Origin of the sequence: Achromobacter veterisilvae (assembly GCF_037619525.1) — a bacterium.
Classification (GTDB): Bacteria; Pseudomonadota; Gammaproteobacteria; order Burkholderiales; family Burkholderiaceae_B; genus Achromobacter; species Achromobacter veterisilvae.
In genome coordinates this window covers 835,785-855,586 of sequence record NZ_CP148753.1, presented here as the reverse complement: position 1 = coordinate 855,586, position 19,802 = coordinate 835,785, and the positions used below count along the sequence as shown (strand labels likewise).

At 63.5% G+C, this 19,802-nt stretch carries 17 protein-coding genes; 14 read left to right on the top strand and 3 right to left on the bottom strand.

Annotated features, from left to right (window positions below; genetic code table 11):
- Positions 1-9 precede the first annotated feature (9 nt).
- The 8 genes from WHX56_RS03950 (at position 10) to clsB (ending at position 9,647) form a co-directional block, all read left to right on the top strand.
- Positions 10-1,935, top strand: a complete 1,926-nt coding sequence (locus WHX56_RS03950) for an iron-containing redox enzyme family protein (protein WP_338880542.1) — start codon at positions 10-12, stop codon at positions 1,933-1,935.
- On the top strand, positions 1,932-2,828 hold the full coding sequence (locus WHX56_RS03945; RefSeq protein ID WP_287754201.1) for a DUF6999 family protein: 897 nt from the start codon (positions 1,932-1,934) through the stop codon (positions 2,826-2,828). The genes WHX56_RS03950 and WHX56_RS03945 overlap by 4 nt, the downstream gene beginning before the upstream one ends.
- Positions 2,829-2,955: 127 nt before the next feature.
- Positions 2,956-4,239 (top strand): putative Na+/H+ antiporter, encoded by a 1,284-nt coding sequence (locus WHX56_RS03940; RefSeq protein ID WP_287754202.1) that lies wholly within the window; start codon positions 2,956-2,958, stop codon positions 4,237-4,239.
- Positions 4,240-4,462: 223 nt separating this feature from the next.
- Positions 4,463-4,774, top strand: a complete 312-nt coding sequence (locus WHX56_RS03935) for an FmdB family zinc ribbon protein (protein WP_338880541.1) — start codon at positions 4,463-4,465, stop codon at positions 4,772-4,774.
- Between the two features lie 15 nt (positions 4,775-4,789).
- Positions 4,790-5,455: a DUF502 domain-containing protein gene (locus tag WHX56_RS03930; RefSeq protein WP_422393653.1), complete on the top strand. Its 666-nt coding sequence runs from the start codon at positions 4,790-4,792 to the stop codon at positions 5,453-5,455.
- Between the two features lie 41 nt (positions 5,456-5,496).
- Entirely contained in the window at positions 5,497-7,284 is a 1,788-nt protein-coding gene (aspS, locus tag WHX56_RS03925; protein ID WP_129242308.1) for an aspartate--tRNA ligase, read from the top strand.
- A 288-nt stretch (positions 7,285-7,572) separates the two neighbouring features.
- A complete protein-coding gene (locus tag WHX56_RS03920; protein ID WP_129242309.1) occupies positions 7,573-8,439 on the top strand; it encodes an endonuclease/exonuclease/phosphatase family protein in 867 nt (288 codons plus the stop codon).
- Positions 8,436-9,647, top strand: coding sequence for a cardiolipin synthase ClsB (gene clsB / locus WHX56_RS03915; RefSeq protein ID WP_338880539.1), 1,212 nt, complete (start codon positions 8,436-8,438; stop codon positions 9,645-9,647). The genes WHX56_RS03920 and clsB overlap by 4 nt, the downstream gene beginning before the upstream one ends.
- Positions 9,648-9,658: 11 nt before the next feature.
- On the opposite strand, the gene WHX56_RS03910 is transcribed toward clsB, so the two are convergent.
- From WHX56_RS03910 to WHX56_RS03900, 3 genes are all read right to left on the bottom strand, one after another.
- Entirely contained in the window at positions 9,659-10,528 is an 870-nt protein-coding gene (locus WHX56_RS03910; RefSeq protein ID WP_338880538.1) for a DMT family transporter, read from the bottom strand.
- 19 nt (positions 10,529-10,547) lie between these two features.
- Positions 10,548-11,900 carry an MFS transporter gene (locus tag WHX56_RS03905; protein ID WP_338880537.1) on the bottom strand — a complete coding sequence of 451 codons (1,353 nt, stop codon included), beginning with the start codon at positions 11,898-11,900 and terminating at the stop codon, positions 10,548-10,550.
- Between the two features lie 99 nt (positions 11,901-11,999).
- Positions 12,000-12,569 (bottom strand): carbon monoxide dehydrogenase subunit G, encoded by a 570-nt coding sequence (locus tag WHX56_RS03900; protein WP_338880536.1) that lies wholly within the window; start codon positions 12,567-12,569, stop codon positions 12,000-12,002.
- Positions 12,570-12,952: 383 nt separating this feature from the next.
- Between WHX56_RS03900 and WHX56_RS03895 the strand changes: the two genes are divergently transcribed.
- From WHX56_RS03895 to WHX56_RS03870, 6 genes are all read left to right on the top strand, one after another.
- Positions 12,953-13,930, top strand: coding sequence for an NAD-dependent epimerase/dehydratase family protein (locus WHX56_RS03895; protein WP_338880534.1), 978 nt, complete (start codon positions 12,953-12,955; stop codon positions 13,928-13,930).
- Positions 13,927-15,087 (top strand): DegT/DnrJ/EryC1/StrS family aminotransferase, encoded by a 1,161-nt coding sequence (locus WHX56_RS03890; RefSeq protein WP_338880531.1) that lies wholly within the window; start codon positions 13,927-13,929, stop codon positions 15,085-15,087. The genes WHX56_RS03895 and WHX56_RS03890 overlap by 4 nt, the downstream gene beginning before the upstream one ends.
- A gap of 133 nt (positions 15,088-15,220) precedes the next feature.
- On the top strand, positions 15,221-17,134 hold the full coding sequence (gene asnB, locus WHX56_RS03885) for an asparagine synthase (glutamine-hydrolyzing) (protein WP_338880529.1): 1,914 nt from the start codon (positions 15,221-15,223) through the stop codon (positions 17,132-17,134).
- Entirely contained in the window at positions 17,131-18,057 is a 927-nt protein-coding gene (locus tag WHX56_RS03880) for an NAD(P)-dependent oxidoreductase (RefSeq protein WP_338880527.1), read from the top strand. Before asnB ends, WHX56_RS03880 begins: the two co-directional genes overlap by 4 nt.
- Positions 18,035-18,721 carry a metallophosphoesterase family protein gene (locus WHX56_RS03875; RefSeq protein ID WP_338880525.1) on the top strand — a complete coding sequence of 229 codons (687 nt, stop codon included), beginning with the start codon at positions 18,035-18,037 and terminating at the stop codon, positions 18,719-18,721. The genes WHX56_RS03880 and WHX56_RS03875 overlap by 23 nt, the downstream gene beginning before the upstream one ends.
- A gap of 2 nt (positions 18,722-18,723) precedes the next feature.
- Positions 18,724-19,794 carry an ATP-grasp domain-containing protein gene (locus WHX56_RS03870; protein ID WP_338880523.1) on the top strand — a complete coding sequence of 357 codons (1,071 nt, stop codon included), beginning with the start codon at positions 18,724-18,726 and terminating at the stop codon, positions 19,792-19,794.
- Positions 19,795-19,802 lie beyond the last annotated feature (8 nt).

Below are 19,802 nucleotides of genomic sequence, written 5' to 3'. Positions count from 1 at the left end.
AGACCCGCCATGCCCATTGCGTTTCATCGTGTCTACCTGGAGAGCGCCGGCTATTTCATGCCGGGAGAGCCCGTGTCCAACGAGGCCATGGACAGCTACATCGCGCCGCTGAACCGCATGTCCGGCCGGATCAAGAGCCGCATCCTGGCCGAGAACGGCATCAGGCAACGCCACTACGCAATCGATTCCGAGGGCGCCACGGTATTCACCAATGCGCAGTTGGCGGCCAACGCCATCCGCGATTGCCTGCGGCGCGGCGACAGCGACCTGTCGGCGGTGTCGCTGCTGGCCAGCGGCTCGTCCGGCGGCGACGCGCTGATGCCGGGATTCTCGAACATGATCCAGGGCGAGCTGGCCGCGCCGCCCATGGAGACACTGTCGGTGCACGGCATCTGCGCGGCGGGCGTCTCGGCCATCCAGGTGGCGGCGCAGGGGGTCGAGATGGGCGGGCACGCCAGCGCGCTGGCGGTGGCCAGCGAACTGCCGTCGCGGCTGTTCAAGCGCTCGCGCTTCGCCGCTCGGGGCTACGACGCGGATTTCGATGCGCACTTCCTGCGCTGGATGCTGTCGGACGGCGCGGGAGCGGTGCTGCTCGGCAATACCGGACGGCCGCTGCCCGGCGCATCGCAAGGCGTGCGCCTGTGCCTGAAGTGGGTGCACCAGCGCTCGTTCTCGGGCGACTATCCCGTGTGCATGCAACTGGGGCTCTCTGCCGACCGCAAGAATGGGCACCTGGACTATCCGTCGTGGCACGAAGCCGAGGCCGACGGCGCGCTGTCCCTGCGCCAGGACATCCGGCTGCTGCCGCACCTGTTCGATATCGGCATCCACGAATACGCCAAGCTGGTGCGCGACGGCTGGCTGGATCCGGACCAGGTGGACCATTTCCTGTGCCATTACTCGTCCGAGAAATTCATCCCCGTGGTCGAGGACCTGATGGAGAAGGCGGGCCTGGTGATCCCCCGCAGTCGCTGGTTCAGCAACCTGGCCTGGCGCGGCAACACGGGGGCCGCCTCCATTCTGATCATGTTGGCGGAGTTTCTGGAAACGCGCGAGGTGAAGCCGGGCGAGCAGATTTTCTGCTACATCCCCGAATCGGGACGCTTCATGGCGGCCTACATGCTGCTGGAGGCCGAAGCGGTCCATGCCAGCCCAGTCGCCGCCGGCGCGCCTGCCGCGGCGGCGCCGCGCGACGCTGCGAACAGCGGCGATGCCGAGGCGATCGCGCCGCCGCACGATCCGGACATGGCGCCGCAGGGGCTGGGCCAACTGCTGACCGAACTGGCGGCGATCTGGCACGACTACCGTTCGCGCGTCTGGCGCACACCGGTGGTGCGGCGTTTGCGCAACCGCCGGTTCCAGACGGCCGACTACCTGAACTGGATGGAGAACTGGATCCCGCAGGTGCGCGAAGGCAGCAAATGGATGCGCGAAGGCGCGGCCTCGCTGTCGGAGCAATACGCGCCGCTGGCCGCGCTGATCGACATGCACGCCGGCGAAGAGCAGAACGACTTCCAGATCCTGTTCCAGGACTATCGCAACGCGGGCGGCGCGGTGGACAGCATCGACGCCCTGCGCCGCAATCCGGGCGGCGAGGCGCTCAACGCCTATCTGCACGGCCTGGCGGCCACGCGCGATCCGATCGGGCTGCTGGGCGCCATCTACATCATCGAAGGCACGGGCCAGCGCATCGTGCCGGCGCTGCTGCCGCTGCTCAAGGCCAGCCTGACATTGCCGCCCGATGCCTTCCGCTTCCTGGAATACCATGGCCACAACGACGAACACCACCTGGCGCGCTGGCTGTCGGCGGTGGAGCTGGCGCTGGACTGCGACGAGGACGGCCGGGCGGAGCAACGCATCGTCGATACCGCGCGCCGCACGGCCGCGCTGTACCTGATGCAGTTTCATCACGTGATGGAGGACGAGGGGGCATGAACCAGGAACCGGAATTCCTCGCCCAGGGGCACGATCCCGCCGATCCCAGTCCCTGGCTGGCGCTTTACCTGGACCGCAGCACGCCCTTGCCGGACAAGGTGAAGAAAGCGTGGCTGACCGATTCCAGTTGCGCATCGCGCCAGTACCTGCTGCCGTTCCTGCGGCCGCTGGCGCGCGCGTTCATCATCCTGATCCAGATCGTCAAGACCTTCCTGCCGCGGCGCTGGTCGCATTCCAGGCTGCTGCACCGCATCCTGGCCTGGGGACTCAAGCGCTTCGTCTCGCCGCAGGCCAACTGGCTCATCCTGCGGCACTTTCACCTGGGCGCGCAGATCCTGTCGTTCATCGCGGCCAATTCGCCCGTGCCCATCACGACCACGCCGCTGGAGCCGCGCGACATCGACGATCTGAAGGACGATCTTTTCGTCAAGCACGATCTGAACCTGTTCAACTTCGTCATCCGGCTGAACCAGGCGCTGCGCGACGCCGGCATGGAGATGCACGCGCCCGAGCGCGTCGACTTCTCGATGATCCGGGACCCGGACCTGTCGCTGGACGACATGCCCCGGGGCAAGCTGAACTTCCTCGACCTGCAAAGCGCCATCGAGCTGTTCACGCCGCTCTACCAGTTGCTGCTGACCGATAACGACTTCTGGCGCGCGGCCAATTCGCTACAGCTCGACGAGACCATCGGCATCTATGCGGCCAAGCTGCTGGGGGCGCCGCAGCACCTGATCCTGGTCAACAACAACCATCCCCTGGTGCCGATGTCGACCCTGCGCGCCGGCTACCGCCTGGTGCTGCATGGGCTGTCGACCGAAATGCTGCACAGCCTGCTGATGGAGATGAAGGCGGCCCAGCAGGGCGGGGAATCGCCCGCGCCGGTCGCGTAGGGCCTGGCTTCATCGGTGTTGACCCTGCGTTACACGGCGGGGTGCTTGCGCTATATTGCGACCCTTGTCCGCAGGCCCGGCGGACGGCGTCCGTGCGCTTCGAATCTTTCTACCGGAAGTCTTCCACATGCCCCAGACCCTTGAAGTCATCGCCACACTCCTGTTCGCCGTGGCGGTTCTTCATACCTTCTCGGTTCCCGTCTTCGCGCGGCTGGCGCATCGCGGCGGGCCGCACGCGGGTTTCTGGCATCTGTTCTCCGAGGTGGAGGCCGTCTTCGGCGTATGGGCATTCGTGCTGATCGTGGCGATGGCGGCGCTGGCGGGGCCGTCGCGCGCCATCGACTACATGGACACGCGCAACTTCACCGAGCCGCTCTTTGTCTTCGTCATCATGGTGGTGGCGGCCAGCCGGCCCATCCTGGAGCTGGTCGGACTGCTGGTGCGGCTGGTAGCCCGCGCGCTGCCCCTGCCGCGCGAGTTGGCCACTTTCTTCGTCGTGATGTCGCTGGTGCCGCTGGGCGGCTCGTTCATCACCGAACCGGCCGCCATGACGCTGGCCGCCATCCTGCTGCGCGACGCCTATTTCCGCGCGAGCGGCCGCGCGGGCTTCAAGTACCTGACGCTGGGGGTGCTGTTCGTCAACGTATCCATCGGCGGCGTGCTGACGTCCTACGCCGCGCCGCCCGTGCTGATGGTGGCCTCCACCTTCGGCTGGGACTCCGCCTTCATGCTGCAGCACTTCGGCTGGCGCGCCGCGTTGGCCGTCTGCCTGAACGCTGGCCTGCTGACCCTTGTCTGCCGCAAGGCGCTGCTGGAGCGCTCGCTGGGCACGGGCGGCGGCGTGGACGCCCCGGAAGGCGCGGATTCCCGTCCCCCGGTGCCCGTCGTGGTCATGCTGGTGCACCTGGCCTTCCTGGTCGCCGTGGTGCTCAGCGCGCACCATCCGGCCATCTTCCTGGGCCTGCTGATGATGTTCATCGGTTTTTCGGAGGCCTACAAGCGCCACCAGAACCGCCTGATGATCAAGGAAGGCCTGATGGTGGGCTTCTTCCTGGCCGGGCTGGTGGTGCTGGGCGGCCTGCAGAAATGGTGGCTGCAGGGTCTGCTGGGCGGCCTCGAGCCCTTCGTCCTGTTCTGGGGCGCCACCGCGCTCACGGCCATCACTGACAACGCGGCGCTGACCTATCTGGGCTCGCTGGTGGAAGGCACCGGCGAGGCCTGGCGCTACATGCTGGTGGCCGGGGCGGTGACCGGCGGCGGGCTGACGGTCATCGCCAACGCGCCCAATCCGGCGGGCTTCGCCATCCTGAAGAACCACTTCCCGGACGGCAGCATTTCCTCCGGGCGGCTGTTCCTGTCGGCCCTGCTGCCGACCTTGGTGGCGGCCGCCATGTTCCTGCTTCCCGTATAGGCCGCCCGGCCCGCCGCCGGAGCCCCCGGGAAGGCCCGGCGGGGGCGGACACCGAGGGTTCATGAAAAACCGCTAAAATTCAAGACTTTCCCCGTATTTTTTCCGGCCTCGCCCCCACCCGCCGCTTCGGCCCGGATCCGGTTCCCACCCGATCCGACCCCCGGATATTCCGTCCGGCGCCAGGCGGCTTTTGATATGCCGGGCCCGCGCCTGGGAGCCCTCGATGCCCATCTACGCTTACAAATGCAGCGCCTGCGGCCATGCCAAAGACGTCTTGCAGAAGATTTCCGATGCGCCGCTTTCGGTTTGCCCCGAATGCGGCCAGAGCACGTTTTCCAAGCAGGTGACCGCGGCTGGATTCCAGCTCAAGGGCTCCGGCTGGTATGTCACGGACTTCCGTGGCAACGGCGGCGGCCAGGGCGGTTCGGCCAGCCCCTCGGCGCCATCCGAGAGTGCCGCGCCCGCGCCCGCGGCGGCGCCGGCCGCGGCGCCGGCCACCCCCGCGGCACCCGCCGCGGGCAGCTCCGCCTCCTAGAGCGCCTCGATGCGTATGCGCGTCATCAAGAAGTACTTCATCACCGGCCTGCTGATCTGGGTTCCCCTGGTCATCACGGTGTGGGTACTGGGCCTGCTGGTCGCCACCCTGGAAGGGTTCGTGCCCGGCTTTTTGTCGTCCGAATCGCTGTTCGGCATCGACATTCCCGGTTTCCGCTTCGTCCTGGTCGTGGCGGTGGTGCTTCTGACGGGCATATTCGCCGCCAACCTGATCGGCCGCACCATGGTGGACCAGTGGGAAAGCCTGCTGGGCCGCATTCCCCTGGTGCGGTCCATCTACAACTCGGTCAAGCAGGTCAGCGATACCGTGCTGGCGCCGAACGGGCAGGCATTCCGCCGCGCGGTGCTGGTGCAGTATCCGCGCGCCGGTAGCTGGACCATCGCGTTCGTCACCGGCACGCCCAGCGGCGAAGTGGCCGACCTGCTGGCCAGCGACCATATCAGCGTGTACGTGCCGACGACGCCGAATCCCACGTCGGGTTTTTTCCTGATGATGCCTCGCGCCGACGCCATCGACCTGCAGATGAGCGTGGACGCGGCCCTGAAGTACATCGTTTCCATGGGCGTTGTCGCCCCGGTCCAGGCCTCGGCGCCCGCGGGCCGGCCGGTTCCGCCCGTTCAGGCGCCCGGCGTGCAAGACCCGCCTCGCGCCGATTCGTAACCCTTACGCTACAACCAAGCACATAAACGGAGTCATCCCGCATGCGTACCTGCTACACCGGCCAGGTTTGCCGTGACCATCTCGGCCAGACCGTCACCCTGTACGGCTGGGTGAACCGCCGCCGCGACCACGGCGGGGTCATCTTCATCGACTTGCGCGACCGCGCGGGGCTGGCGCAGATCGTGTTCGATCCGGACAACGCCGCCTTCGCCACCGCGGAGCGCCTGCGCAACGAATTCTGCATCCGCGTCACCGGCCTGGTGCGCGAGCGTCCGGCGGGCACCGCCAACGCCGAGCTGGCCTCGGGCGAAATCGAAGTGCTCTGCAAGGAAGTCGAGATCCTGAACGCGTCGGTCACGCCGCCGTTCCAGTTGGACGACGACAACCTGTCGGAAACCACCCGCCTGACGCACCGCGTGCTGGACCTGCGCCGTCCGCAGATGCAGCGCAACCTGATGCTGCGCTACCGCGTGTCCATCGAAGTGCGCAAGTTCCTGGACCAGTTGGGCTTCATCGACATCGAAACCCCGATGCTGACCAAGAGCACGCCCGAAGGCGCGCGCGACTACCTGGTGCCCTCGCGCGTGAACGCCGGCCACTTCTTCGCGCTGCCGCAATCGCCGCAGTTGTTCAAGCAGATGCTGATGGTGTCGGGCTTCGACCGCTACTACCAGATCACCAAGTGCTTCCGCGATGAAGACCTGCGCGCCGACCGCCAGCCCGAATTCACCCAGATTGACTGCGAAACCTCGTTCCTGAACGAAGTCGAGATCCGCGAGATCTTCGAAAGCATGATTCGCCACGTGTTCAAGGTGGTGCAGGACGTGGAACTGCCCACGCCGTTCCCGATCATGCCCTGGACCGAAGCCATGCGCCGCTACGGTTCCGACAAGCCGGACCTGCGCGTGAACCTGGAATTCACCGACATGACCGACGTCATGCGCGACGTGGACTTCAAGGTGTTCGCCGCCGCCGCCACGGCGCCGGGCAGCCGCGTGGTCGCCCTGCGCGTGCCGGGCGGCGCCGAGATGTCGCGCAGCGAGATCGACGGCTACACCCAGTTCGTCGGCATCTACGGCGCCAAGGGCCTGGCCTACATCAAGGTCAACGACGTGGCCAAGGGCCGCGACGGCCTGCAATCGCCCATCGTCAAGAACCTGCATGACGCCGCCCTGGCCGAACTGGTCAAGCGCACCGGCGCGCAGGACGGCGACATCATCTTCTTCGGCGCCGACCGCGAGAAGGTCGTCAACGACGCCATCGGCGCGCTGCGCGTGAAGATCGGCCACAGCGAATTCGGCAAGAAGACGGGCCTGTCCGCCGCCGGCTGGAAGCCGCTGTGGGTGGTCGACTTCCCGATGTTCGAGTACGACGAGGAAGACGGCCGCTACACCGCCGCCCACCACCCCTTCACCAGCCCGAAGGACGGCCACGAGGACTTCCTGGAATCCGATCCCAGCAAGGCCTTCGCCAAGGCCTACGACATGGTGCTCAACGGTTGGGAAATCGGCGGCGGCTCGGTCCGTATCCACCGCGAGGAAGTGCAGAGCAAGGTGTTCCGCGCGCTGAAGATCGGCGCCGAGGAAGCCCGCGAGAAGTTCGGCTTCCTGCTCGACGCCCTGCAGTACGGCGCGCCTCCGCATGGCGGCATCGCCTTCGGCCTGGACCGCATCGTGACGATGATGACCGGCGCCGAATCGATCCGCGACGTGATCGCCTTCCCGAAGACCCAGCGCGCGCAATGCCTGCTGACGCAGGCGCCGTCGGAAGTCGACGAGAAGCAACTGCGCGAACTGCACATCCGCTTGCGCAACGTTGAAGTGAAGTAGGGTCTTCCCCCCCCGAAGCGCCGGAGGCGCTTCCCCCCCAGGGGGGCGCCGCTACGGACCGGCGGAGCCGGATCCGTGCGGCCCGGCTTGGGGGGGCTGCTTGCTGGCGGTGGGGGGCCTCGAATGGCGAGGCGGTCCGCCGGTTTGCGGGCAACGGGCACGAATGCGGGAACGCGTCTTTGAATTGGAGTAATCTGGCAAACGCCGCCGGGTTGGCGGTGTCTGGCCGGGGCTCTCTCTTGGAGCGCGGCCGGCGGTTTTCCTGCTTAGAGAGGCGCCATTTCCTCTATGTCGCTCATTCGTGTCGTCAGCTACAACATACACAAGGGCCGTTCGGCGTTAGGCCGTCGCGACTCCCTCAATGAACTGCGCCTGGGCCTTTACGGCCTGCGTCCCGACCTGGTCTTCCTGCAGGAAGTCCAGGGCCGCAACGAGCAGAAATCCTTGCTCGACGCCCAGCACGAATCCCTTGCCGCCGCGCTTCGGCTGGATGTGGCCTATGGCCGCAACGCCATCCGCAGCGAGACGGACCACGGGAATGCGCTGTTGTCGCGCTTTCCCATTCTTGGCCATGAAAACCAGGATATTTCCGACCACCGGCTCGAGCAGCGCGGGCTGCTGCACGCGCGGATCGAACTCGATGGGCGCGCGGTGCATTGCTTCGTCGTCCACCTGGGCCTGTTCGCCGGCAGCCGCGGCCGCCAGATCCTGGCGCTGACCGAGCGCATTCGGCGCATGGTGCCGGACGGCGAGCCGATCCTGGTGGCGGGCGATTTCAACGACTGGGGCGACCGTCTTGCGCCCCTGTTCGTGCAGCAGCTCGGCCTGTACGAAGTGTTCTCGCATGCCCCGCGCAGCCATGGCGGCGAACTGCCGCGCCTGCGCGATTCGGTCAGGCGCCTGAGCAACGCCTTGCGCGGACTGCCCAACAGCGGCATTTCCGTCATGGAGCGTACCAACCAGTTGGGCATGGACGGCAGTTCGCGCCTGCTGCTGCCGCCGCCGCGCACCTTTCCCGCCGTGTTCCCGTGGTTCCGCCTGGACCGCATCTATCAGCGCGGCTTCGCGGTGCGCAGCGCGCGCGTGCTGCGCGGGCGGGAATGGGCAAGGCTTTCCGACCACTCTCCTTTGCTGGCTGAACTGGAACTGCCGTGAGGGCCGAGCAGGTCAAGCTGGATTGGACGCTGGGCAACGACATCCGGTTGCTGCAGAACGGTTCCGACTTTTTCCCCGCGCTGTGCGCCGCGATCGACACGGCCCAGGTCAGCGTGCACCTGGAAACCTACATCTTCATGCCCGACCGCACCGGCTCGCGGGTGCTGGACTGCCTGGAGGCGGCGGCCCGGCGCGGGGTCAAGGTACGCGTCGTGCTGGACGGCTTCGGCAGCGCCGAGAACGTCGATGCGCTGCGCACGCGGCTGACCAACGCCGGTGCGCAGTGCCGGATCTTCCGCCCGGAGCCGCGCTGGTTCGCTCGCTACATCCCGTCGCGCAGCCGCCTGCGGCGCCTGCACCGCAAAGTCACCGTCGTCGACGGGCAGATCGCCTTTATCGGCGGCATCAACATCATCGACGACTACGACGACCGGGACCCGGCGGACGGCCTAACCGGCCCCCGCTACGATTTCGCCGTGCAGGTGCGGGGGCCGCTGGTCACCTCGGCCGCCTATGCCCAGGAACTGCTGTGGGTGAGGCTGAACTGGGCACGGCTGCGGCGCCATCCCCGGGACTGGAACCGCATGCGGCTGCTCAAGCCGCGCCATGCCTCCGTCGCTCCTTGCGGCCAGTTGCGGGCCGCGCTGGTGCTGCGCGACAACCTGCGGTTTCGCCAGACGTTCGAGCGCTCCTATCTCTACGGCATTTCGCAGGCGCGCCGCGACATCCTGATCGCCAACGCGTATTTCTTTCCGGGACGCCAGTTCCGCCGGGCGCTGGCGAAGGCCGCCGCGCGCGGGGTGCGCGTGCGCCTGCTGCTGCAGGGCAAGGTGGAATACCGCATGCAGTACCACGCCACGCGCTCGCTGTACGACCAGTTGCTGCGCGACGGCATCGAGATCTACGAATACATGCCCAGCTACCTGCACGCGAAGGTGGCCGTCATCGATAACGTCGTGACCGTGGGCTCGTCCAACCTGGATCCCTTCAGCCTGCTGCTGGCGCGCGAGGCCAACGTCGTCGTGGACGACCAGCCGTTTTCCTGGGACCTGCAGGAACGGCTGGAGGCGGCCATCCGCGACGGCGGGCGCTTCATCCGGCCGCTGGAATACCAGCGCCGCGGATGGGTGCGGCGCTGGGTCGACGCGGTGTCCTACACGCTGCTGCGGATCGGGGTGGCGCTGACGGGATCGTCGGACAAATACTGAGCCGGGCCGCTTCAGGCGCGCCGTTTCAGCAGGCCGAGCGCCAGCGCCGTGCCGGCCAGGATGATCGCGGCGCCCGCCGCGATCGACGGCGTGATGCTTTCGCCAAGGAACCACGCGCCCCACACCACGCCGAAAATCGGCACCAGGAACGTCACGCTGACGGCGCCGGTGGGGCCGACGTTGGCGATCAGGCGGAAGAAGATGATGTAGGCCGCGCCGGTGCACACCACGGCAAGCAGGATCGTGGCGATCCAGGCTTGCAGGGAGGCGGGGGATTCGGGCCAGAACCAGATCGCCAGCGGCAGCAGCGCGAGCGACGCGCCCACCATGCTGCCGGTTGCATTGGCCAGGGCGTCCACGCCGGTCAGAAAGCGCTTGGTCCAATTGGCGGCGATGCCGTAGAACACCGGCGCCGAGACCGCGGCGAGCACCGCGGGCCCCGTGCCGCCGGCGTTGAAATTCAGCTTGTCCCAGACGAGCACGACGATGCCCACCACGCCGATCATCAGGCCGAGCGAGCGCGTCCAGGCCAGCCTGTCCCCGAGCCACAGCCAGCCGATGACAGCGCCCCACACCGGGGTCACGGCATTGGCGACCGACAGGAACCCCGCGCCCAGGGATTGGGCGGCGTAGGCGTACAGCAGGAACGGCACGGCCGCGTTCAGCATGCCTACCATCAACAAAGCCTTCCAGTGCTTCGCGATCAGCGGCAGCTTGCCGCGCCACAACGCGGCGGGCAGCAGGAACAGCGCGGCCAGGCCCACGCGCAGTTCAATCAGCGCCACCGGGCCGAATTCGGCGACGGCCACGCGCATGAAGAGGAAGGAGCCGCCCCAGACGGCGGCCAGGAGCAGCAGGTCCAGCAGATTGCGTCCACGCATGTTCGGTCCTGGGCTTGCCTTATTTCCGGCTCGTGGCCAGGTTTTTCATCTTGACCCTGTGCGCCAGCAGGGCACAGGTCAGCGACAGGACGATACACAGGACCAATCCGGCACGCACTCCGTTTAGTACCGTGCTGTGCGAAATAATGATGCCGACCACCGCCGTGCCCAGCGCGCTGCCGATGGCGCGCGTGGTCTGGACCAGCGCGGACGCCACGCCCACGTCGCGCCGCTCGCTCAGCATCTGCATAAAAAGGGTCAGATTAGGCAAAAGAAAGCCCAGCGCGCAGCCGTTGACGAAGAACGCCGCCAGGATCCACCAGGCGGAGGTGCCCGGAGAGATCAGCAGCACCATCAGCGATCCGGCGGCCAGCAGGCCGCCGCCGAACACCATCAGGCGCTGCGGCTCGGACTGCTTGGGGAACAGCCGGCCGTTGATGATGCTGCCGACCGAGATCGCGGCGACCAGCGGCGTCAGCAGCAGCCCGGCTTCGCTGGGCGTGTAGTTCAGTACCTGTTGCAGCAGCAGGGGGCTGTAGAAAATCTGCACGAACATGACCGCGCCCACCATCATCGCCGCCATATTCAGCAGGCGCGATTCCTTGGCGGACAGCACGCGCAGCGGAAAAATGGGGGAGCGCACGCGGCGCTCGATGGGAATCAGGACGGCGATCGCCGCCACCCCCATCGCGGCCAGCAGCGCGCCCAGCAGGGGGTGCGCGTGGTCGCCGCCAGCAAAGGCCAGCTCCAGCGCGGCCAGCGGCGCGCCCACGGCGACGACGAGCAGGATAGCGCCCAGCCAATCGATCTTGCGGCTGCCGTCGTGCACGGGCCGGATGCGGGGGAAATAGCGCGCCAGCAGAAAGAAGGCGCCCGCGGCGGCGACCGGCGCGATGAAGAAGGCCGCGCGCCAGCCCAGCGCCTGCGTGGCGGCGCCGCCCAGGACCGGGCCGATGCCGCTGGCCATGGCGAAGGCGGCCGACACCAGCGCCATCCAGCGCACCCGCTGCTTCGCGTCGGGGAACAGGTCGGCGGGCGCGGCGAACGCCGTCGCGATCATCATGCCGCCGCCGATGCCCTGCAGCGAGCGGAACACGATCAGTTGGGTCATGGTCTGGGACAGGCCGCAGGCGATGGAGCCCAGCGCGATGATCAGCACCGACAGCAGCATCAGGGGCTTGCGGCCGAACATGTCGCCCAGCCGTCCGAAGACCAGGATGGACGCCGCGGTGGCGAGCAGGTAGCCCGTTCCCACCCAGGCATACAGCGCCATGCCGTCGAGCGCCTCGGCCACCCGCGGTAGGGTGGTGCTGATGATGGTGGAATCCAGGGCCGCCAGGACGACGGTGGCGGAAACCCCCGCCATCCCCATCAGGAGGTCGCGTCGCGAATGGGCTGGGGGCGTAGGGGAAGGCGGTGAGTCGGGCGGCGTCGTCATGCCGCAGAGGATATCACCGGCGAGTCAGGGTTTTCACTTGTAGAACGTGTGGTAGCCCCAGAAAACCGCGATGACCAGGATCACCATAATCCAGGACCAGCGCGAATTCGACAGCCCGCGCGCCTCGGGTTCGGGCGGCGGCGGGGGCGGCGCGAGCCGGGGCTGGCCCGACATGTGGTCGATGAAGGCGGCGAAGAACTTCTGGATGATCTTGTCGCCCGCCTTCAGCAGCAGGCTTTCGCCGCATTCGGCCAGCTTGCCGCCGGCCATGCAGGCGACGGTGTAGGCCACCCGCGTGCCGTCGTCCTTCGTGCTGAGGTTGATCTGCGCGGTCCCGATGGCCAGGCAGGCGGCGCGCCCCTTGCCTTCGAAGGCAAGCGTGCAGCTATTGTGAGGGTCCACATCGGACATCAGGATCTCGCCGTCGTAGTCGGTGTCGATCCCCGCGACCTTGGCGCGGAGCTTGACGGCGTACTCGGTCGGGCTCTGCCTGACCACCTCCACGCAGCCGGGGATGCATCGCTGCAGCACGGCCGGATCTGTCAACGCGTCCCAAGTCTGGTGCTGGGTAGAAGGAATCCACTGGGCATCGGCAATGCGCATGGCTGTCTCCTTGCTGGGCGTCTTTTATGAATTGATTGTGGACCCAATTCAAGGAATAGCCAAGCCATGCCCCCCTGCAATTCCCATGCACGGCGGTTTTCCGGCACATTTACTCCAGTGGATACATTGTTTTAATCAATAGTGAGTTCTATTACGGAATTTATTAAATAGGGTGCGCATAAGTTCTTCTATCTTCGGCCGTTATAAACAGATTCATATTGTTCATCCATTGCCCAGCATCAGTTCTGCCGCTTGCGAATTCAGCGGCCTGGCGCGTGTAGCGATTTGTCATGCAACCTGCCGCTTGGCGCGCTTGGCGGGGTCAACCTGCGAATTGCGGATAAAATCAAAAGCTTCGCGTCGCAATCGAAAGGCACATTTCCATGAAGCTAGAGGGTTCGAAAATCCTAGTCATCGGCGGGGCCGGATTTATCGGCAGTTTCGTCGTTGCTGAACTGCTGAAGCATCCGGTCGCTGAGGTCGTCATCTATGACAACTTCGCCCGTGGCAAGCACAGCAACATCGCCGAATACCTGAAGGACCCCCGTTGCCGCATGTACCCGCATGGCGGCGACATTCGCGACGTCGACCTTCTGAACGATGCCATGTACGGCATGGACGGCGTGGTGCATCTGGCCGCCATGTGGCTGCTGCATTGCAAAGACTTCCCGCGCACGGCGTTCCACGTCAACATCGAAGGCACCTTCAACGTGCTCGAAGCGTGCGTGAAGAACAACATCAAGCGTCTCGTATATTCTTCTTCCGCCTCCGTCTACGGCGACGCGGTCGAAGTGCCCATGACCGAAGAGCACCCGTTCAACAACCGGAATTTCTACGGCGCCAGCAAGATCGCGGGCGAAGCCATGTGCCACGCGTTCCACGACCGCTACGGCTTGAGCTATGTGGGCTTGCGCTATATGAACGTCTACGGCCCTCATCAGGACCAGACTGCCGCTTATACCGGCGTCATCCCGATCATGCTGAACAAGATCGACGCCAACGAAGCGCCGGTCATCAACGGCGATGGCACCCAGGCCTACGACTTCATCTATGTCGAGGACGTCGCCCGCTGCAACGTGCTGTCCCTGACCTCCGAAGCTACCGACCAGTTCTACAACGTGGGCACGGGTGTGCAGACCAGCATCAAGGAACTGTGCGACACGATTCTCGACATGAAGGAATCGGATCTGACCGTGGAATACCGTCCCTATAGCGCTGATGACGCGCGCCGCATGGTGCAGAACCGCATCGGCTGCCCGAAGAAGGCCGCCGCGGATCTGGATTTCACATACCAATACAACTTGAACGAAGGCCTGCAGAAGCTGATCGACTGGCGCGCTGCGAACGGAGACAACGCGTGAGCAACCCCATCGCGAAGCGCAATATCGCCATTTCCCTGCCGATGACCGGCGAGGAGGAATGGCAGGCCGTCCGTGAACCTTTGATGAGCGGCTGGCTGACGCAGGGCCCCAAGGTCGCGGCCTTCGAAAAGGCGTTCGCCGAACGGCATCAGGTAGCCCACGCGCTTGCGGTGACTTCTTGTACCACCGGCCTGCATCTGGCGTTGGCCGGCCTGGGCATCGGTCCGGGTGACGAAGTCATCGTGCCGTCCTTCACCTGGGTGGCCACCGCCAACGCCGTGCTGTACTGCGGCGGCACGCCCGTGCTGGTCGACGTCAGCCGCGAGACCTTCAATATCGACATCGAGCAGGTCGCTGCCAAGGTAACCGAGCGCACCCGCGCCGTCATTGCCGTGCACTTGTTCGGTCTGTGCGCGGACATCGACGCGTTGCGCGCCGCGCTGCCGGATTCGGTGGCGATTGTCGAAGATGCCGCTTGCGCGGCCGGCGCGGCCTGGAATGGGCGTCCGGCCGGCAGCCTCGGGGACATCGGCGTCTTCTCGTTCCATCCCCGCAAGTCCGTGACGACGGGCGAGGGCGGCATGGTTACGACCAATAATCCGGAATTGGCCGAGCGCATGAACCAGATGCGCAACCATGGAGCCAGCATTTCCGAAGAACAGCGCCATCACGGTCCGCGGCCGTGGATCCTGGCCGATTTCGACCTGCTGGGATACAACTACCGCATGACGGATCTGCAGGGGGCGGTCGGCGTGGTGCAGTTGGCCAAGCTGGATACCTTCATCGATGAACGCGCCCACTGGGCGCAGTTCTACCGCGAACAGCTCGCCGGCATCGATTGGTTGCGCCTGCCGCAGGAGCCGGCGGGCGCCCGTCATGGCTGGCAGTCGTTCGTGACCTGGGTCGATCCTGAAAAAGCACCCATGCCGCGCAATGACATGATGCAACGCCTGCAAGAGCAGGGCATCGCGACGCGGCCGGGAACCCATGCGGTGCACATGCTGGGGTTCTACCGTCAGCAATACGGTTTTACGCCGGAGGATTTTCCCGGGGCGCGGGACTGTAACGATTACACAATGGCGATTCCGCTGCACAACCGCATGACGGAAGACGACTATCGTTATGTCGTTGAGGCAATCCGAGCCCTGGGCCGCTGATTCACGCTGTTCGGCGGCTGCGGTTCCCGACTGCAGGCTGCGCGTCGATTCGCATTCCATCCAGTCGCCGGCTGCTTTTTGGGGCCGGTGGCTTTCTCATTTACTGACGCGTCTGACGCATTGACGGCTAACTATGTGTGGTGTTGCTGGTTTGATCCATCTGGACGGTGCCGCGGTTTCCCCCGCGGTGCTGCAACGCATGACCGACGCCATCGCGCATCGCGGGCCGGACGGCGAGGGCCAGTGGATCGAAGGCAACGTCGGCCTGGGGCACCGCCGCCTGGCGATCATCGACCTATCGCCCGCTGGCCATCAGCCCATGGTGTCCAGCGATTTGCGCTACGTCTTGAGCTACAACGGCGAAATCTACAACTTTCGCGAGTTGCGGGCGGAGCTGGAGGCGCAGGGGTACGGGTTCCGGTCCCGGACCGACAGCGAAGTGCTGCTGAACGCCATTGCGGCCTGGGGCATCGAAAAGGCCGTGAAGCGCTTCAATGGGATGTTCGCCTTCGCGCTGTGGGATCGGCGCGAGCGCCGCATGATGTTCGGGCGAGACCGATATGGCATCAAGCCGCTCTATTACAGCATCCAAGGCAATACGCTGGCGTTCGGCTCGGAGCAGAAGGCGATCCTGGCGGACACGGGATTCCGGCGCAAGCTGGATAGTGCGGCGCTGCTTGAGTATTTCACGTTCCAGAATATCTTTACCAATCGAACTCTGCTCGAGGGCGTCAGCATGTTTCCCGCGGGGCATTACGGCGTGCTGGACTTCGCCAAGGCCAGACCGCAGCTCAAGCTCGCGCAGTACTGGGATTTCAATTTCAAGGAACCGGCGTCGCCCAAGCCGGACGAGGAATACCGGGAAGAGCTACGCCGGCTGTTCAACCAGGCAGTCAACCGGCAATTGGTGACCGACGTCGAACTGGGCAGCTATTTGAGCGGCGGCATGGATTCGGGGTCGATCACCGCTATTGCCGCGGCTTCGCATCCCTATATCAAGACGTTCACCTGCGGCTTTGACCTGAATTCCGCGTCGGGCATCGAACTGGGGTTCGATGAGCGCAGCAAGGCCGAGTACATGTCGTACTACTTCAAGACCGAGCACTATGAAATGGTGTTGAAGTCCGGCGATATGGAACGGGTCCTGCCCAAGTTGGCCTGGCACCTGGAAGAACCGCGGGTTGGTCAGAGCTATCCGAATTACTATGCCGCGAAGCTGGCGTCCAAGTTCGTCAAGGTGGTTCTTTCCGGTGCCGGTGGCGACGAACTGTTTGGCGGCTATCCATGGCGATACTACCGGGCCGTCGTCAACAATGACTTCGAACACTATATCGACAAGTACTACCAATTCTGGCAACGGTTGGTTCCCAATAGCACTCTAAAAGGCTTGTTCCAGCCGATTTGGGCAGATCTTTCCCACGTTTGGACGCGGGATATCTTTCGAGATGTTTTCAAAACACATGCCGAACAATTGTATTCGCCAGAAGACTACATTAACCATTCATTATATTTTGAGGCCAAGACATTCTTGCACGGCCTCCTGGTTGTCGAAGATAAACTGAGCATGGCGCACGGTCTTGAGTCACGGGTGCCGTTCTTGGATAATGATCTGGTGGATTTCGCAATGCAGTGCCCGGTGCGACTCAAGTTGAATAACTTGGCGGACGTCATCAAGCTCAATGAAAATGAGCCAGGGGGCAAGAGTAATAAATACTTCGAAAAAACCCGCGATGGAAAGCAAATTCTCCGCGATGTGATGAAGAAATACATTCCCGCCGATGTCGCTCGCGCGGAAAAGCAAGGATTCTCTGCGCCAGATGCGAGTTGGTTTAAAGGCGAGAGCATCGATTTCGTCAAGCGGACATTATTCCGGAATCAGGCCAGAATATATGATGTCATGGATCGCGGCATAGTGCAGCAACTGGTCAATGAACATTTATCGGGGGAGCGCAACAGGCGCTTGTTGATTTGGTCGCTTTTGAATGTTGAATCGTGGATGTCGCAGTTCCTGGATGGGCCCAATACTTTAAGCAGGGAAGGCGCATGATTATGACGGGGAAGGTTGTTGTCACCGGCAGTCAGGGGTTGATCGGCCATTGTGTCGTACAGATGCTCGTGAAAGCAGGGTACAGCGTGGTAGGGGTCGCTCGACGAACAGAACCGGGGCATGCTGGTGCGGCCACAGTTGGGATCGACTTGGCGGCGTCTGATGCACCACACTTGCTGGAATTGATAGGCCCCGCGGCAGTTGTCGTGCATTGCGCAGCCTCTCTTCCAGCGTCTTTTGCCTCGCCGCTATCTGATGTGGTGGCAGAAAAGAACCGGGCGATAGATCAAGCTGTGTTTGAGTTTTGTCGTAGGCAGGGTGCGAGGCTCATCTATTGTTCGGGCAGTTCGATATACGCCCAGCTTGGCCGACAGCCTGCCCGAGTGGGTGATCCTCTGTACAGCGATGACGGTTATCTGCGTGAAAAGATCTGGGCGGAGCAGGAGATCCGAGACACATTGGATTCATTTGTGATCTTCCGTATTTGCGCGCCCTACGGGCCAAGGCAAAGCAGCCGTACTGTGTTGCGACATTTCATCGAGCGCGCGTTACGCGGAGAGGATATTCTTTTTTTCGGATCAGGTACACGTGAGCAGGATTTCGTTCATGCGCAGGATGTAGCACTGGCCGTCAAAGCAGCACTGGTGCACGATGATGTGAATGATACATTCAATATTTCAGGCGGCAGTCCGATACGGATGCGGGATCTGGGTGCGATGGTCATCGAGGTGCTGGGTAGACGCGGCATCAGCGTACGTGCCGCTGGACAGCCGGACCCGCAGGAGGGCTGCTATGCACGATTTGATCTTTCGCCGGCCCAGGCGCTGCTCGGATGGCAACCGAGCATTCCCTTGGTGACAGGCATTGCGGAAATGGCGGCACATATGGCGGAGGGTATTGATGCGACTCGCGCTGATCTCTGACATACATGGCAACCTTCCCGCGCTACAGGCTTGCTTGGAAGAGGCGTCTCGTCGCAGTTGCGACGAAGTCATGTGCCTGGGTGATGTGTTTGGCTACTTTCCCGATGGCGCGGAATGTATGAATCGGCTACTGGCCAGTAATGTTGCCTGTCTGATGGGAAACCATGAAGCGATGTTGCTGGGGGGGGTGCCTCTGTCCGACGCCAAGGACGAGGTATACCAATTGCAGCGGCAGCGCGAAATGCTGTCGCCGGCGCAACTGTTGGAATTGCGTAGCTGGTTACCGTACATGTCCCGTACTATCGATAGCGTGCGTATCCTGCTGGTTCATGGTTCGCCCTGGCAGCCGCTCACTGAGTATATTTACCCCGATTCAGATCTAAGCCGGTTGGATAATCTGCCGTTCGATGCAGTTTTTATGGGGCATACCCATCGTCCTTTCGTACAAGATCGCCACGGCTTCCTTATCTGCAATGTCGGTTCCTGCGGTTTGCCGCGAGATTTTGGCGAATCTGCCTTTGCGATATTTGATACAAGGATGAGGCAAATCGAAATCGTACGCCTGGAGCAAGATCTAGAGGCGCTGCGTGAACGCTATCCAGGCGTACACCCGTCGGTCTATGCAGTCCTTGCTCGTGACAACCCCTCAAAAAAGAGTATTTAGCAATGAACAAAGTTCCAGTGCTGGTTACCGGTATCGGCGGCGGTGGCCACGGCGAACAGATTTTGAAGGCGCTGAGAATGGCGTCCACGCCCTATCTCATCGTCGGTGGGGATATGAATCCGTTCAGCAAAGGCCTGGCGGAAGTGGATATTCCCTATATCCTGCCGCCGGCGAAAGATCCGCGTTATATCGATTCTCTGCTGCAGCTTTGCCGCAAACACAGCATCAAGGCGATGTTTCACGGTAGTGAACCCGAACTAAAGGTCATGAGCGCCAGTCGGGATCTGATCAGGGAGGCTGGGGTTTTTCTTCCTATAAACCCTGCTCATGTAATCGATCTGTGCATGGATAAAGCCAAGACATCTGAGTGGCTGGCAGCACATGGCTTTGATGTACCGCGCACAGTGCAGATTAATGAGATTTCAGATCTGGACAAGGTTGACTTTTTCCCTGCCGTGCTGAAACCTTCGGTCGGCAGCGGCGGGTCCGCCAATATTTTCCTGGCGCAGGACCGGAAGGAACTCAACTTCCTGGGCATGTCTCTGCTTGAGAATATTGGCCCCTACATTGTGCAGGAGTACGTCGGTGATACTGATTCGGAATTCACCGTTGGGGTTCTGTTCGATATGGACGGCAATTTTCTCAATTCCATTGCCGTGCGTCGCATGATCCTGTCCGGATTGAGCAATCGAGTTCGCGTCAGGAACCGTAGTGGGGATCCGGCTCTGGGCGCTATTTTGGCGATCAGTAGTGGCGTGTCGCAGGGTGACGTTGGGCCATTCCCAGAGGTAACGGGCATATGCGAAGAAATCGCCACGGCCCTGAAATGTCAAGGTGCTGTGAATATCCAGTGTCGCCTTGCCCGCGGCAAGGTGTACGTCTTCGAAATCAATCCACGCTTTTCTGGCACGACGTCGTTGCGTGCGATGGTCGGCTACAACGAGCCCGACGCGCTGATTCGCAAACATGTGCTGGGCGAGTTGGTGGAGTCCCGTTTCGCTTATCGGTCGGGTCGTGTGGTCCGGGGGTTGGCCGAAGTATTGTTGCCCGATAGCGCGATTGAGCGAGTGTAGGAGTTGTC

Coding starts and splice junctions, on each gene's coding strand:
- WHX56_RS03940 (WP_287754202.1), top strand. CDS start 2,956: ATGCCCCAGACCCTTGAAGTCATCGCCACACTCCTGTTCGCCGTGGCG.
- WHX56_RS03935 (WP_338880541.1), top strand. CDS start 4,463: ATGCCCATCTACGCTTACAAATGCAGCGCCTGCGGCCATGCCAAAGAC.
- WHX56_RS03895 (WP_338880534.1), top strand. CDS start 12,953: ATGAAGCTAGAGGGTTCGAAAATCCTAGTCATCGGCGGGGCCGGATTT.
- WHX56_RS03905 (WP_338880537.1), bottom strand. CDS start 11,900: ATGGGGATGGCGGGGGTTTCCGCCACCGTCGTCCTGGCGGCCCTGGAT.
- WHX56_RS03930 (WP_422393653.1), top strand. CDS start 4,790: ATGCGCGTCATCAAGAAGTACTTCATCACCGGCCTGCTGATCTGGGTT.
- aspS (WP_129242308.1), top strand. CDS start 5,497: ATGCGTACCTGCTACACCGGCCAGGTTTGCCGTGACCATCTCGGCCAG.
- WHX56_RS03880 (WP_338880527.1), top strand. CDS start 17,131: ATGATTATGACGGGGAAGGTTGTTGTCACCGGCAGTCAGGGGTTGATC.
- WHX56_RS03950 (WP_338880542.1), top strand. CDS start 10: ATGCCCATTGCGTTTCATCGTGTCTACCTGGAGAGCGCCGGCTATTTC.
- WHX56_RS03920 (WP_129242309.1), top strand. CDS start 7,573: ATGTCGCTCATTCGTGTCGTCAGCTACAACATACACAAGGGCCGTTCG.
- WHX56_RS03870 (WP_338880523.1), top strand. CDS start 18,724: ATGAACAAAGTTCCAGTGCTGGTTACCGGTATCGGCGGCGGTGGCCAC.
- WHX56_RS03900 (WP_338880536.1), bottom strand. CDS start 12,569: ATGCGCATTGCCGATGCCCAGTGGATTCCTTCTACCCAGCACCAGACT.
- WHX56_RS03945 (WP_287754201.1), top strand. CDS start 1,932: ATGAACCAGGAACCGGAATTCCTCGCCCAGGGGCACGATCCCGCCGAT.
- WHX56_RS03910 (WP_338880538.1), bottom strand. CDS start 10,528: ATGCGTGGACGCAATCTGCTGGACCTGCTGCTCCTGGCCGCCGTCTGG.
- asnB (WP_338880529.1), top strand. CDS start 15,221: ATGTGTGGTGTTGCTGGTTTGATCCATCTGGACGGTGCCGCGGTTTCC.
- WHX56_RS03875 (WP_338880525.1), top strand. CDS start 18,035: ATGCGACTCGCGCTGATCTCTGACATACATGGCAACCTTCCCGCGCTA.